Source organism: Microbispora sp. H10885 (assembly GCF_014161415.1).
In the GTDB taxonomy this organism is placed as follows: Bacteria; Actinomycetota; Actinomycetes; order Streptosporangiales; family Streptosporangiaceae; genus Microbispora; species Microbispora triticiradicis.
This window is the reverse complement of sequence record NZ_JABBWY010000020.1, coordinates 44,707-58,806: the sequence shown is the minus strand read 5'-3', so window position 1 is coordinate 58,806 and position 14,100 is coordinate 44,707. Positions and strand designations below refer to the sequence as shown.

Sequence of the window (14,100 nt, the reverse complement as noted above, 5' to 3'; positions counted from 1 at the left end):
GGCCCTCGCGTTCGGTGCGCGCGCACAGCTCCGCCCGCAGTTCCTCGTCGAGGACCAGCGGAAGCCGCACCTCCTTGACCGCCACCTCGCGGTCGAGCCCTCCGCGCCACGTGTGCCGTGTGGCGGGTGGGTCAGCTCGCCGAGCAGGAGACCGACGGCCAGGTCCAGTTGCCGTTGTGCTGGATCGTCACACCCCAGTTGTTGCCGCTGCCGTTGGGCCTGGCGACAAGCTGCTGGGAGCTGGGATAGCTGGTGCTGACGTTCCAGGTGGAGAGGACCTTCGCCGGGGACGGCACGTTCATCGTCACGGTCCAGTTGCTCGAACCGCTCACCGAGACGTTGAGGTTGTACCGGTCGCTCCACTGCTGCCCGGCGGAGAGCGTCGCGGTGCAGCCGCCGTTACCGGGGGGCGGAGTGGTGGTCGGGTTCGACGTGGGGTTGCCGGAGCCCCCGATGGTGATGTTGGAGTTGCCGCTGCTCTGGTAGCCCTCGGTGGCGAGGATCTGGTAGTCGTGGCTGCCGAGCTGCATGCCGTAGCGGGCCCACGCGTCGAAGTGGTTGCCGACGGTGATCGTCCCACCGGTCCGCTTCTGCTGACGGACGCTCCAGTACTGGTTGAACGTCTGGTTGCCGTCGATCGACGGCGCGTTGTAGCGGGTCGTCTGGTAGACGTCGTAGGTGCCGCCGTCCGAAGTGACCGTGCCCTTGTACGTCCCTGTCGGGCGGTAGGTGCCCCAGTTGTCGACGATGTAGTACTCGACCAGGGGGCCCCGGGTCCAGCCATAGACGGCCAGGTAGGCGTTTCCGGACGGGTTGAAGCTGCCGGAGTAGGTGATGGTCCGGCGTCCGCCGGGCTTCCAGCCCTTGCCGGCCACGAAGTTGCCGGTGTTGCGCCAGGAGGTGCTGTAGTTACCGCCCGATCCCAGATCCATGGAGACGGTGCCCTGGCTGTCGGTCCAGAACGAGAAGAAGTAGCCGTTGTTGGTACCGGTCTGGTTGGTGGTGACGGCGGCGTGGGCCACACCGGGCAGCAGCGCCACCGCCGCGGCCAGCACCACCGCGGCCACACGGCCGACCAACGACCGCAGACGGCCGCGGCCTCTCAAGTGCACGTCGTTCATGTACGTACTTCCTCCTCATGAATAAGCCGAGAACGGCCCGGGAGAAGAGTCGCGGCCGGCAATCTTGATCGGCCTGATCCCGAAACTATCGGCGTATTGACGAAAGTATCGGCACGCCTGACTTGGGGTGTCAACGATTTCGGAGGGGACACAGACCCCTTTGGGCAGGTGGCGATTCACGTAAACGCTGGTCGTGGCCGATCGCCCCGTCGCACGAGGGCGAACTCTGGGCGGTGAAGAGCCGGTCAGTCCCGGTGAAAATTTCACGATTCCGGCCACAGCGGGCGGCGAAGCGGGTGCGTCGACTGATCGCACGATGGGATCATGTGCCGTTTTCGGGGACGACCGGCCTCCTCCTCGAAATTTTCATCGTCCGCTCCGCGCCACGACCGGTCGCGAGGGGCGATGGCCAGGGGTGATGACTCAGGCGAGATCGTCGATCTCGGCGCGTCTCACACGCGGCGTTGACAGCGGTGCAGACGCCATCTGACACTTTCGCCGTTCAACCGATAGTTTCGTCGGCGAAGGGCCTCAACCGCTGTCGGAACCGGTCACCGGCCGCGATGTGGTCCTCCGGTGGTCGCCCCTGTGACGACCGGTCACCCTCCGCCGCGTTGTGCGACGCCGACGTCCGGTGGCGACCGTGACCCGTGCAGGCTACCGACGCCGCCTGGCCGCCTTCGGCCTTTTCACGAGGAGGAAGTACGCACATGAACGACGTGCATCGGAGAAGCCGCGGACGCGGCGGGATCAGGCTGCTGGCCGGCCGTGTGACCGCGGTGGTGCTGGCCGCGGCGGTGGCGCTGCTGCCCGGTGTGGCCCACGCGGCCGTCACCACCAACCAGACCGGCACCCACGACGGTTACTTCTTCTCGTTCTGGACCGACAGCCAGGGCACCGTCTCCATGGACCTGGGATCGGGCGGTAACTACAGCACCTCCTGGCGCAACACCAACAACTTCGTCGCCGGCAAGGGCTGGAAGCCCGGCGCGCGGAGAACGGTGACCTACTCCGGCAGCTTCAACCCCTCCGGAAACGCCTACCTGGCCCTGTACGGATGGACCCGCGGCCCGCTGGTGGAGTACTACATCGTCGACAGCTGGGGCTCCTGGCGTCCAACCGGCACCTTCAAGGGCACCGTCACCAGCGACGGCGGCACCTACGACGTCTACCAGACGACCCGCTACAACGCGCCGTCGATCGACGGCAACCAGACGTTCAACCAGTACTGGAGCGTCCGCCAGCAGAAGCGGGTCGGTGGGACGATCACCGTCGGCAACCACTTCGACGCGTGGGCCCGCTACGGCATGCAGCTCGGCAGCCACGACTACCAGATCCTCGCCACCGAGGGCTACCAGAGCAGCGGCAACTCCAACGTCACGATCAACGGCACCACCACGAGCCCCTCCGCCTCGCCGTCGTCCTCGCCCTCCACCCGTCCCTCGCCCTCGGTCACGCCCTCGACCTCGCCCTCCTCGCCGCAGGGCGGCGGGCCGTGCCGCGTGTCCTACGTGAAGAACGAGTGGAACAACGGCTTCACCGCGAACATCACCGTCACCAACACCGGTAGCAGCGCCATCAACGGGTGGGCGGTGACCTGGTCCTTCTCCAGCGGCCAGCAGGTCACCAGCTCCTGGAACGCCGACGTCAGCCAGAGCGGCTCGTCGGTCACCGCCCGCAACGTGTCCTACAACGGCTCGCTGGCGCCCGGCGCCAGCACCACGTTCGGCTTCCAGGGCACGCACAACGGCAGCAACCCCACCCCCTCGGCCTTCAGCCTGAACGGCTCGGCCTGCACGATCGGCTGACCCACCGGGGCCGTACGCCGCGACGTACGGCCGACGTGAAGAACAGAGGGGAGCGGGCGGTCACGCCCGCTCCCCTCTCCATGCCGTTCTCCGTGCCGTCAGCGCCCGCGGTTCCCCGCGTTCACCGGCAGGCCCAGAGCATCCCCCGTTCGATGACGGTGCGCACGCTGTCGTTCCGCAGGACGTCGAGGTTGTGGCCCGGGGTCGCGACGAAGATCTTCCCGCTCCCCCACCGCCGGGTCCAGATCGCCGGCGAGGTGACCTCCCGGTGCCAGGGGTCCCACGGCCGGACCTTCTGGGTCGTCGTCGCCAGCACGTCGACGTACTCGTCGGTCAGCACCCAGTACTGCTCGGTGACGAGGTCGAAGTCGGCGATCCCCTCCGTGATGGGATGCGAGGCCGCCTCGGGCAGGATGTTCACGGTGTAGGGCACGAAGTAGTTCTCCTCCGCGCCCTCGCGCCACTCGGCCGGATCCTTCCCCGGATGGCAGGCGAACTGCCCGCCGATGAGGTGAAGATAGTCGGAGGCGCTGCGGAAGGAGTCGGCGATGCCGCCGTGCCATCCCGCCATCCCCGTGCCCGCCCGGATCGCGGCGTCCAGCCCGCGCATCTCCTCCGGCTCGATGGTGCCCATCGTGTAGCACTGCACGATGAGATCGACGTCCGCCATGAACGCGCTGTCGGCGTACGGCGCCGGGGAGTCGGCCCGGACCACCTCGAACCCGTTCTTCTCCAGGAACGAAATGAACAGCTCGGTGGCCTCCACCGGGACATGCCCTGCCCAGCCACCCCGCACCACGAGGGCCCTGCGGCCCTGGTCACCTGTCATGCTCTCGCCTGTCTCACTCGGGATCAGCATCAGTGATCTTCACATTTCACACCACTGAGGCGACGAAGGCCACAAATCATCCACGACGCCGGCGGAGCGGCCGACGGCCGGAGCCGGATTGTCGGTCCCGCGCGCGATACTCGCGCTGACGATCACGAGGACGAGACATCCGAGTCGGCGCGGTCACTCCGCCGTGCCGCTCGAAGTCGCTCGGAGTCCCTGAAGTCCCCTGAAGTCCCTTGAGCGACGGGGTCTACACCAGACGCAGCGTGGAGGTATCGGCATGAGCGCGGGTCGGATGCTGACCTATGTCGGCGGCGGTTCGGCGAAGTTCTGGGAGGTGCGTCAGGACGGCACGGAGCTGAACATCCGCTACGGGCGGCTGGGCGCGGCCGGTCAGACGCAGGTCAAGTCGTTCGGCTCGGCCGCCGCCGCCACGGTGGCGGCCGACAAGCTGGTGGCGGAGAAGTTGCGCAAGGGCTACACGGAGGACGAAGCGGCCGCCGCGCGGGTGACGTCCCCGCCCGTGACCTCTCCGCCCGTGACCTCTCCGGCAGAGATCGCGGCCGAGGATGAGGACCGGCTGACGATGCCGGCCTCCTGGCTGCGTGCTCTTCATCCGCGGCGGGGTGGCGTCAAGGTCTCCGTGAAGCGGCCGGACGCGGGCGCGCCCAGGGAACTCGCCGCGAGGGTGGACGCCCATCGTCAGCTGATCCGCGACTCTCTGGCGAAGTGCTCCGACCCGGAGATCACCGCCGCTGGCGCGGCACACCTGGCCGGGGAGCCCACACCGCTGGGCGCCGCGGTGGTCGCCTCCGTGGTGGCCGCGCAGCTGCCGTGGAACGAGCGGACGTCGCTGCGCCTGTTCGGCGAAGTCTGGCCGGCCGAACACGGCCTGGTGTTCGCGGCGACCGCCGTGACCGAACTGGCCTCGCTGGGTCTCCATGTCGGCGGGTACGCCCAGCCGCTCCGGCGGCTCGCCACCGATGAGTCCCATGATCACTGGTACGGCTGGCCCTGGATGGAAGTCGCCTCGCGGGTCCGTGCCGTCCTCTCGGTGGCGCCGGACGCCGAGTACGCCGAGGTCGTCGCGGCTCTGGCGGTGAGCCGGGAAGGCGGGCTCCACCATCGGGTGGCGGCCTCCTACCTGGTGCCCACCGAGGTGGAGTGGGTCGCGGACGACTGCGCCGAAGTGAGCCGCGTCAACCCGGATCTCGCCCTCGGCCTGGTCTCCGCGGTCAGCACGCCCGAGCACGCGGCGCTCGTCGCGGGCCACGTACGGGGCTACTCCGTGTTCGGCTCGCTCGCGCTGCCCGCCACTCTCGTGGACGGCATCGGGGAAGCGGCCGTGCCGATGCTGGCCGGATGGTTCGACGACCTCTACGACGCGGAGAGCCGGCGGCGGCTGCTGGGCGTGCTCGCCGACCTGCCGGGCGACGCGGCCATGCGGGCGCTCCTCGACCTGATCGAGCACAAGTACGCCGAGTCGGCGTTCCTGCGCGCGGCGGCCCGCTTCCCGCGCCGGGCGATGCGGATGCTGGCCACCTCTGGCGGCAAGGCCCTGGACACGCTGCTGCGCGCCCACGTGCTGGCCCATCCCGGGCTCGTGGCCGAGGTGCTCCCGAGCGTCGGCGACGACGCCGCCGGGCGGATCAACAAGATCACGGCCGCCGCGGCCGTCCCCGCCGCGCCGCTCGAAGCCCTGCCCGAGGTGCTGGTCAGCCCGCCCTGGACCCGTCCGCGTACGGTCCGCAAGCCGGTCGTGGTGAATGACCTGGTGTGTACCGACGAGCCGGCCGTGCTGTGGCGGCCGGGCGAGCGGGACACGTGGAGTTCCGCCCGCCCGGAGCACCGTTCATGGGACCGGCCCCGGCACGAGTGGAAGAAGGTCGCCTCCCGGATCGCCGCCCAGATCGCCGCAGGCGGGCAGACCCCCTCGTACGCGTTCGACGAGATCGCCCTGTTCGTCGCCGGGCCCGATGAGCTGGCCGCACCGCTCATCGGGAAGTGGCGCCCGGGCGACCTGTGGGGAGTCTCCGAGTGGATGCCGCAGGTCGCCGCGAGGTTCGGGCCGGCGGCGCTGCCCATGATGCTGGACAGCGCCCGCCGCGCCCCCGTCCAGGTCGCTCCGCTGCTGCTTCCCTTCGCCGGTCCGGAGATCGCCGTGCTGATGGCCGAGTGGCTGTCGCGGCTGAAGTCGGTGCGCGCCAGCGCGCTGGCGTGGCTGGCCCGCCACCCCGAGACGGCCGCGAGGGCGCTGATCCCGGCGGCTCTGGGCAGGCCCGGGGTGCCCCGGCGTCAGGCGGAGCGGGCGCTGGCGGTACTGGCCGCGGGCGGCGGCCGCGACGCCGTGACGGAGGCCGCCGCAGGCTACGGCCCCGTCGCCGAGGCCGCGGTCGCCGATCTGCTCTCGGCCGACCCGCTCGACGCGCTGCCCGCCAGGATGCCCGTGCTGCCCGAGTGGGCGGAGGTCGCGGTCTTCTCACCGGTCCACCTGCGCGGCGGCGCGGGTGTGCTGCCGCCCGAGGCGGTCCGCCACGTGATGACGATGCTGGCGATCTCGCGGCCCGGCGATCCGTACGCCGGTCTGACCCTGGTGAAGGAGGCCTGCGACAGCCGCGGCCTCGCGGACCTCGGCTGGACGCTGTTCCAGCGCTGGCAGGCGGCCGGCTATCCGTCCAAGGAGAGCTGGGTGATGGACGCGCTGGGACTGATCGGCGACGACGAGACCATCCGGCGGCTGACGCCGGTGATCAGGGCCTGGCCCGGCGACGGCGGGCACGCGCGGGCGGTCGCGGGTCTGGACCTGCTGGCCGCCATCGGCTCCGACGTGGCCCTGATGCACCTGCACGGCATCGCCGAGAAGGTCAAGTTCACCGGGCTCAAGAACCGGGCCAGGCAGAAGATGAACGAGGTCGCCGCCGAGCTCGGCCTGACGCCGCAGGAACTGGCCGACCGGCTGGTGCCCGACTTCGGACTGTCCGCCGACGGCAGCCTGACCCTCGACTACGGCCGCAGGCGGTTCGTCGTCGGCTTCGACGAGCAGCTCAAGCCGTACGTGACCGACGCCGCCGGGAAGCGGCTGAAGAACCTGCCCAAGCCGGGGGCGAACGACGATCCGGAGCTCGCGCCGGCCGCCTACCAGCGCTTCGCCGGGCTGAAGAAGGACGTGCGCGCCGTGGCCGCGGACAGCATCCGCCGGCTGGAGCAGGCCATGGTGAACCGGCGCCGCTGGACCGGTGCGGATTTCCGCCGGCTGCTCGTCGGCCACCCCCTGCTCTGGCACATCGTGCGGCGTCTGGTGTGGGGGCTCTACGACTCCTCGGGCCGGCTCACCGGCGCCCTGCGGGTGGCCGAGGACCGCAGTTTCGCCGACGTCGAGGACGACACGCTGACGTTGCCCGACGAGGCCGTCGTGGGGGTGGCGCACCCGCTGGAGCTCGGCGAGGAGCGCGCCGGGTGGGCCGAGGTGTTCGCCGACTACGAGATCCTGCAGCCGTTCCCCCAGCTGGGCCGGGAGACCTACGGCCCGGACGAGACACTGCTGGCCGAAATCATGGCCGCCAGAGTCCCCACGGGCAAGGTGCTCGGCCTGGAACGGCGGGGCTGGCGGCGGGGCTACCCGCAGGACGCCGGCTGGCAGGGCTGGATCGAGCGGGATGTGCCCGGCGGCGGGACCGTCACGGTCGGTCTCGATCCGGGCATCTCGATCGGCTATCCCGAGTTCGCCGACGAGCAGACCCTGATGGGCGTGGCCCTCGACGGCCTCGATCCGATCACCGTGTCCGAGATCCTGCGCGACCTCAGGGAGATCACCCGATGAACGAGCACGCCCAGCGGCCCCCGGCCGAGATCCGCTACGCCGACGAGCTGGCCCGGCTGCGGGACAGCGACACCGACGCCCGGCCACCAGGCTGGGCGCTGAGCCTGCGGGCCGCCCGGCGCTTCGTCCTCGGAGACGAGAAGCTCGGCGTCAGCCGCAAGTTCGTGGGTGATCCCTCGCTGATCGATCGATCGCTGGTGACGCTCGCGACCAACCGCGGGCTGATGCTGGTCGGCGAGCCGGGCACGGCGAAGTCGCTGCTGTCCGAACTGCTCGCCGCGGCGGTGAGCGGAACCTCGACGCTCACCATCCAGGGCGGAGCGGCCACCACCGAAGACCAGATCAAGTATTCGTGGAACTACGCGCTGCTGGTCGCCGAGGGCCCGTCCACCCGGTCGCTGGTGGCCGCTCCGCTGCTGCGCGGCATGGCCGAGGGCAAGGTGGTGCGCTTCGAGGAGATCACCCGGTGCCCGCTGGAGGTGCAGGACTGCCTGCTGTCGCCGCTGTCGGACCGCGTGCTCGCCGTACCGGAGCTGACCGGGCCGGAGGCCATGGTGTTCGCCCGGGAGGGGTTCACCGTCATCGCCACCGCCAACACCCGCGACCGCGGCGTCAACGAGATGAGCGCCGCGCTCAAGCGCCGGTTCAACTTCGAGACGGTCTTCCCCATCGCCGACTTCGACACCGAACTGCTGCTGGTGGAGGCGGAGGCCACCGCCCTGCTGAAGCGGTCCGGCGTCGCCGCGCCACCACGGCGCGACGTGCTGGAGGTCCTGGTCACCGCGTTCCGGGAACTGCGTGACGGGCAGACGACGCGCGGCGACGCCACCGACCGGCTGTCGGGGGTGATGAGCACCGCGGAGGCCGTCTCGGTCGCGCACGCCGTCGGGCTGCGCGGATGGTTCCTGCGCGGAGAGCCCGGCACCGCCGCGGACCTGGTCTCCTGCCTGGCCGGCACGGCGGCCAAGGACAATCCGGAGGACCTGGCGAAACTCCGCAGATATCTGGAGCAGCGGCGGTCGGGCAAACAGTGGAAGGCCGTGTACGAGGCCCGTCACCTGCTGCCGGGCTGACGATGGCGGTCACGTTCCTCGGCGTGCGGCACCACAGCCCCGCCTGCGCCCGGCTGGTCGCCGACACCATCCGTTCCCTGCGGCCCGCGTACGTACTGGTCGAGGGCCCGGCGGAGATGAACCACCGGATGGACGAGCTCCTGCTGGCGCATGAGCTGCCGATCGCCGTCTACACGAGCTACCGGGACGCCCAACGACGGCACGGCTCGTGGACCCCGCTGTGCGACTACTCCCCCGAGTGGACGGCGCTGGTCGCGGGCCGGGACGTCGGCGCCGAACTGCGGTTCATCGACCTGCCCGCCTGGCATCCGGCGCTGGCCGGGGTACGCAACCGTTACGCCGACGCGGAGGCCCGCTACACCGAGGTGACCGGACGACTGTGCCGCACCTTCGCCGTGGACAACGTGGACGCGTTGTGGGACCACCTGTTCGAGATCGAACCGGCCGACGGGCTGGCCGAACGGCTGGCGACCTACTTCGACCTGGTCCGCGGCGACACACCGACCGGTCCGGACGACACGGCCCGCGAGGCGTACATGGCGCGGTGGGTCCGGGCCGCCGTCGCCGACGCGGGCGACCGGCCGGTGGTCGTGGTCACGGGCGGCTTCCACCGCCCCGCGCTGGTCCGGCTGGCCGGGCAGGGCGGCCGCGACTGGCCGGAGGTGCCGCGGCCGCCCGCGGACGCGGTCGTCGGCAGCTACCTGGTGCCGTACTCGTTCCGGCGGCTGGACGCCTTCGACGGCTACCAGGCGGGGATGCCGTCGCCGGGCTACTACCAGCGCCTGTGGGAGTCGGGCCCGGCCGAGGCCGCCCGCGGGCTCACCGAGGCGGTGACCGCCCGGCTGCGCGCCCGGCGGCAGCCGGTGTCCACCGCGGACCTGATCGCCGCCCGGGCCACCGCGGACGGGATCGCGTCGATGCGCGGCCACCCGCATCCGGCCCGGGTCGACGTGCTGGACGGCCTGGCGAGCGCGCTGGTCAGCGAGGCGATCGAGACCCCGCTGCCCTGGGCGTCGCGCGGCCCGCTGCCGGCCGGTAGTCATCCCGTGATCGTGGAGATGATCGCGGCCCTCAGCGGTGACCGGGTGGGCCGCCTGCATCCCTCGACCCCGTTGCCCCCGCTGGTCCACACGGTTCTCGCGGTGCTGGGCGGTCCGGGCGAGGAACGGCTCGACCTCGGCGAGGACACCGGCCGCGAGCGCAGCCGGTTGCTGCACCGGCTGCGGGTGCTGCGGATCCCGGGCGTGGTGCGCACCTCGGGACCCAGCCCGGCAGGCCGCGCGGAGCTGGCCGAACGATGGACGCTGACCGAGTCCGACGACCGGCTGCCCGCGCTGATCGAGGCCGGCGGGTACGGCGTGGACCCGCAGGAGGCGGCGGCCGCCGCCCTCGCCGCACGGATCCCCGGGGCGGGCCTGGACGAACTGGCCGAGGTGCTGTTCGACACGGCGCTGTGCGGCGTCGGCGACCTGACCGGGCAGGTGCTGGACGACCTGACGAGGGCCGTCGAAGCGGCGGCCGACCTGGGGGCGCTGGGCCGCGTCCTCGCCGTCGCCCTGGCGATGTGGCGCCACGACGACCTGTTCCACACCAGCGGCGGCACCACCGTGGGCACGGTGGTCCGGGCCGCCACCCGCCGGGCGCTGTGGCTGGCCGAAGGCGTGCGCGGCGGCCCCGCCCCCGCCGATCTCCGGCGCGTCGACGCCATGACCGCCGTCCGCGACGCACTCAGGCACGCGGGCCCGTCGCTCGGGCTGGACACGCCCGCGGCGCTGGGCGTCGCGGACCGGCTCGCCGCCTGCCGGGACGCGCCGCCCGACCTGCGCGGCGCGTCTCTGGGACTGGGCTGGTCGCTGCGTGGTACGGCCGCCGCGGACCCCGTGCGGGCCGTGCGCGGCGCGTTCGTCCCGGCGTCGGCCGGGGACTGGCTGACCGGATTGTTCGCGCTCGCCCGGGAGGAGGTGCTGCACACCCCCGGGATGCTGGAACTGCTCGACGACCTGGTCGGGGCGATGACGGACGACGACTTCCTGGTGGCCCTGCCCGCCCTGCGCCAGGCGTTCGGCTTCTTCCCGCCCCGCGAACGGCACCTCATCGCCACCCGCCTGGTCGAGCGGCGCACGGGCGGCGCGTCGGGATGGGACCTGATGCGGCTGGACGCGGCGCCGGAGCTGGTGGCCGCCGGTAGGGCTCTGGACGAGCGGGTCGAGGCGGCGCTGCGCCGGGAGGGACTGATCACACCTTGACCTCGGAGGCTTCGATGACCGACCCCACTCTCGAACGGTGGCGTCTGCTGCTCGGCGAGCCGGGCGGCGCCTGCCTCGGCGGGCAGTCGCTCGACGCGGGGGCCGCCGCCCGTGACGCGGCCCTGGACTGGCTCTACGGCCGCGACGAGGACCTGCGCCGACGTGGTGTGCGGCAGGGCGGGACGGGCGCGTCGGTGCTGACCACCGTCGACTGGCTCGACGACATCACCCGGCTGTTCCCCAAGGAGACCGTGGAACGACTGCAACGCGACGCGGTCGAGCGGTACGAGATCCACGACGTGGTGACCGACCCGGACGTGCTCGCGCGCATCGAGCCCAACCCCGCGCTGCTCAAGGCGGTGCTGCGGACCAAGCACCTGATGAACCCGCAGGTGCTGCGGCTGGCCAGGCGGATCGTGGAGCAGGTCGTCCGGCAGCTGACGGAGAAGCTCGCCACCGAGGTCCGGAGCGCGTTCTCCGGCAGCAAGGTGCGACGGCGCGGCCGGCTGCGGCTGGCCCGCAACTTCGACGTGGTCAGAACCCTGCGCGCCAACCTCGGCCGCTACCAGCCCGAGACCGGCAAGGTGGTGATCGAGACCCCGTACTTCTTCTCCCGCACCCGCCGGCACCTGGAGCAGTGGCAGGTGATCCTGCTCGTCGACCAGTCCGGCTCGATGACCGGCTCGGTGATCCACTCGGCGGTCACCGCGGCCTGCCTGTGGGGCCTGCCCGGTGTGCGCACCCACCTGGTCGCCTTCGACACCGAAGTGGTGGACCTGACCGCGGACGTCGACGATCCGGTGGAGTTGCTGATGAAGGTCCAGCTCGGCGGCGGCACCGACATCGCCCGCGCGGCGGCGTACGGCGCGGGCCTGGTGGACCAGCCCCGCCGTGCGATCGTCGTGCTGATCTCCGACTTCTACGAGGGCGGCGACCCGCGGCGGCTGGTGCGCGTCGTACGCGACCTGGTGACCCAGGGCAGCAAGGTGCTGGGCCTGGCCGCGCTCGACGAGCAGGCCAATCCCGACTACGACCGGGACCTGGCGCAGCGCCTGGCCGACGCCGGTGCCCACATGGGTGCGATGACCCCCGGTGAGCTGGCGTCCTTCGTCGCAGAGCATGTGGGCCGATGAGGGCCGATCTGCTCGGGCTCACGGCCGACTCCCTCGCCGCGCTCACCAATCGCGGCCTGGTCAAACGGGCCGGCAAGGAGGCCGCGCCGGAGCTCCGGACCGACGACGACGGCACCGTGCACGGCGGCTTCCCCGACGGCGTGACCACGGCCGTGCCCACCGGCGGGCTCGACGCGGCCCGCTGCACCTGTGGTTCCGCCGGCGTCTGCCGGCATGTCATCGGGGTGATCCTCGCCTACCAGCGCCTGCCCGCCGAGGCCGCCCCGGTGTCGGTAGAGGATGTCGTGCCTGTAGAGGCCGCTGCCGAGCCCTCGCCGCCACCGCCGCCCTGGTCGCCGGGGCAGGTGACCGACGACGAGCTCACCGCCAGGATCGGCGCCCGGCTGATGGCCGCCGCCCGCCGTACGGAGAGGACCGGGTTCACCGCGCGGGTCCGCCGCGCGACCGCCGGCGATCCGGTGCCTCAGGTCGAACTGGCCACCGCGACCGTGCGCTTCCTGGTCCCCGGCGACCTCGGGTTCGTCCACACCGACGCCGTCGCCGGCAGCCGCGACGACGTCATCGCCCTGGCGGTGTGGGCGTTCCGGGTCGCCGACGCGCTGCACCCCGGCGCCGAGGAGGCGCGGGTCGACGTCGGCGGCGCGCCCGGGCCGGGCGCCGGATCCGGGCTGGAACGGGCCCTGGGCCTGGCCGGCACGGTCCTGCGCGAGGGCGCGGCGCATCTCGGTCAGGGCCTCGACGCCGCCATCGCCGACGTGCGGCGCCACCTGGACGCCGCCGGGCTGCGCTGGCCGCTGCTGGCCGTCACCGACCTCGCCGAGCAACTGGCCTCCTACCGCGACCGGAGCTCCCACTACCGTCCCGAACTGCTCGCGAGCCACCTCGCCGAACTCCACGCCCGGCACCGGGCGGTGACCCGCCCGGACGCCACCCTGCGCAGCAGCGTGCTCGGCACCGCCGAGGCCGCCGAGACCCCGTTGCGCCGGGCCCGGCTGGACGGCCTCGGCTGCCGGATCCGCACCCTCGGCGACCAGCGGATCTCCGAGGTCTACCTGGCCCACGGCGACAGCGCCATGGTGCTGGTCCTCCGCCGCCGGTGGGACGGCGACGACGACGGGGCGGCGCTCGCCCGGCGGCGGATCGCCGCGTCCACGCTGGCCGACCTGGCGACCGGCACCGTGGTCACGGAGTCGGCCGTGCGCAGCGCCAGCCGTACGGTGCGGCTGGCGACCGGGCGGATCTCGAAGACGACGGTCAGCGCGTCGCGGGGCGCCTGGGACGAGCTGCCGCCGTCCCTGCTGGTGACCGACCTCGCCGCGCTCGGCCGTGAGCTGGACGCTCTCCCGCTCCGGCCGATCCGCCCCCGGGTGGAGGCGGAACTGGTCCGGGTCGTCGCCGTCGCCCGGGTGGTGTCCGTCACCTACGCGCCCGGAGACCAGCGTCTCGACGCCGTCATCGCCGACCGGGCGGGTAACACCGCCACCGTCAGGGCCACGCACACCGGCGCCGCCCCCGGGCGTCTCGACTCGCTCGCCGCCGTGCTCGCCGGCGAGGAGGGCGAACCGCGTTTCGTCAGCGGCGTGGTCGGGCGGACCGCGGGCGGGGTCGTCGTCGAACCGCTCGGCCTGTCGGCCGGCGGCCGGGTCGTCGTCCCCGACCTTCGGCCTCCCGGCGGCAGCGGCCGGCTCGCGGTCGCCGAGGACCACCGGCACGAACCACTCACCGCGGCACTGATCGACACCCGGGGACTGCTCGCCGAAGCGGCCCATCACGGCCTGTCCCACCTGCCGCCGACGTACGACGACCGGCTCGCCGCGGCGGCGCGGCGGTTGACCGTGCTCGGGCTGCACCGCGTCGCGCGGGCCGTCACGGCCTTCGCGGCGGCGCGGGCCGACACCGGCGACGAGACGGCCGAGCGGGCCTGGGTCGACGCCTACCTCCGCCTGGACGTGGCTCTGGACCTCCACTGATCCACCGCGTACGCACCCGCGGAGACCGCCGTACGCACTTTCGCTGATGTCAGCGCGTGGACCGATCGCAAAAATGTCGTCATCGGGTGGATAAGTG

8 protein-coding genes are annotated in these 14,100 nt (G+C 72.2%); 6 read left to right on the top strand and 2 right to left on the bottom strand.

What is annotated here, in order from left to right:
- Window positions 1-131 precede the first annotated feature (131 nt).
- On the bottom strand, window positions 132-1,121 hold the full coding sequence (locus HHX37_RS35095) for a glycoside hydrolase family 11 protein (protein ID WP_182888138.1): 990 nt from the start codon (window positions 1,119-1,121) through the stop codon (window positions 132-134).
- 710 nt (window positions 1,122-1,831) lie between these two features.
- Here HHX37_RS35095 and HHX37_RS35090 point away from each other — a divergent pair.
- Window positions 1,832-2,929, top strand: coding sequence for a glycoside hydrolase family 11 protein (locus HHX37_RS35090; RefSeq protein WP_182883658.1), 1,098 nt, complete (start codon window positions 1,832-1,834; stop codon window positions 2,927-2,929).
- Between the two features lie 121 nt (window positions 2,930-3,050).
- Here the strand turns inward: HHX37_RS35090 and HHX37_RS35085 are convergent, their stop codons facing one another.
- Window positions 3,051-3,758 carry a ThuA domain-containing protein gene (locus HHX37_RS35085; protein ID WP_182888137.1) on the bottom strand — a complete coding sequence of 236 codons (708 nt, stop codon included), beginning with the start codon at window positions 3,756-3,758 and terminating at the stop codon, window positions 3,051-3,053.
- Between the two features lie 283 nt (window positions 3,759-4,041).
- Between HHX37_RS35085 and HHX37_RS35080 the strand changes: the two genes are divergently transcribed.
- Genes HHX37_RS35080 through HHX37_RS35060 form a run of 5 tightly spaced genes read left to right on the top strand, consistent with a single transcriptional unit; the run spans window position 4,042 to window position 14,003 of the window.
- Window positions 4,042-7,581 (top strand): DUF4132 domain-containing protein, encoded by a 3,540-nt coding sequence (locus tag HHX37_RS35080; RefSeq protein WP_182888136.1) that lies wholly within the window; start codon window positions 4,042-4,044, stop codon window positions 7,579-7,581.
- The gene (locus HHX37_RS35075) at window positions 7,578-8,654 is read left to right on the top strand and encodes an ATP-binding protein (protein ID WP_182888135.1); all 1,077 of its coding nucleotides are present in this window, start codon (window positions 7,578-7,580) and stop codon (window positions 8,652-8,654) included. The genes HHX37_RS35080 and HHX37_RS35075 overlap by 4 nt, the downstream gene beginning before the upstream one ends.
- Before the next feature lie 2 nt (window positions 8,655-8,656).
- The gene (locus HHX37_RS35070; RefSeq protein WP_182888134.1) at window positions 8,657-10,900 is read left to right on the top strand and encodes a DUF5682 family protein; all 2,244 of its coding nucleotides are present in this window, start codon (window positions 8,657-8,659) and stop codon (window positions 10,898-10,900) included.
- Between the two features lie 14 nt (window positions 10,901-10,914).
- On the top strand, window positions 10,915-12,033 hold the full coding sequence (locus HHX37_RS35065; RefSeq protein ID WP_117409468.1) for a VWA domain-containing protein: 1,119 nt from the start codon (window positions 10,915-10,917) through the stop codon (window positions 12,031-12,033).
- A complete protein-coding gene (locus HHX37_RS35060; protein ID WP_182888133.1) occupies window positions 12,030-14,003 on the top strand; it encodes an SWIM zinc finger family protein in 1,974 nt (657 codons plus the stop codon). Before HHX37_RS35065 ends, HHX37_RS35060 begins: the two co-directional genes overlap by 4 nt.
- Window positions 14,004-14,100: the final 97 nt, after the last annotated feature.

Coding starts and splice junctions, on each gene's coding strand:
- HHX37_RS35060 (WP_182888133.1), top strand. CDS start 12,030: ATGAGGGCCGATCTGCTCGGGCTCACGGCCGACTCCCTCGCCGCGCTC.
- HHX37_RS35070 (WP_182888134.1), top strand. CDS start 8,657: ATGGCGGTCACGTTCCTCGGCGTGCGGCACCACAGCCCCGCCTGCGCC.
- HHX37_RS35095 (WP_182888138.1), bottom strand. CDS start 1,121: ATGAACGACGTGCACTTGAGAGGCCGCGGCCGTCTGCGGTCGTTGGTC.
- HHX37_RS35085 (WP_182888137.1), bottom strand. CDS start 3,758: ATGACAGGTGACCAGGGCCGCAGGGCCCTCGTGGTGCGGGGTGGCTGG.
- HHX37_RS35090 (WP_182883658.1), top strand. CDS start 1,832: ATGAACGACGTGCATCGGAGAAGCCGCGGACGCGGCGGGATCAGGCTG.
- HHX37_RS35080 (WP_182888136.1), top strand. CDS start 4,042: ATGAGCGCGGGTCGGATGCTGACCTATGTCGGCGGCGGTTCGGCGAAG.
- HHX37_RS35075 (WP_182888135.1), top strand. CDS start 7,578: ATGAACGAGCACGCCCAGCGGCCCCCGGCCGAGATCCGCTACGCCGAC.
- HHX37_RS35065 (WP_117409468.1), top strand. CDS start 10,915: ATGACCGACCCCACTCTCGAACGGTGGCGTCTGCTGCTCGGCGAGCCG.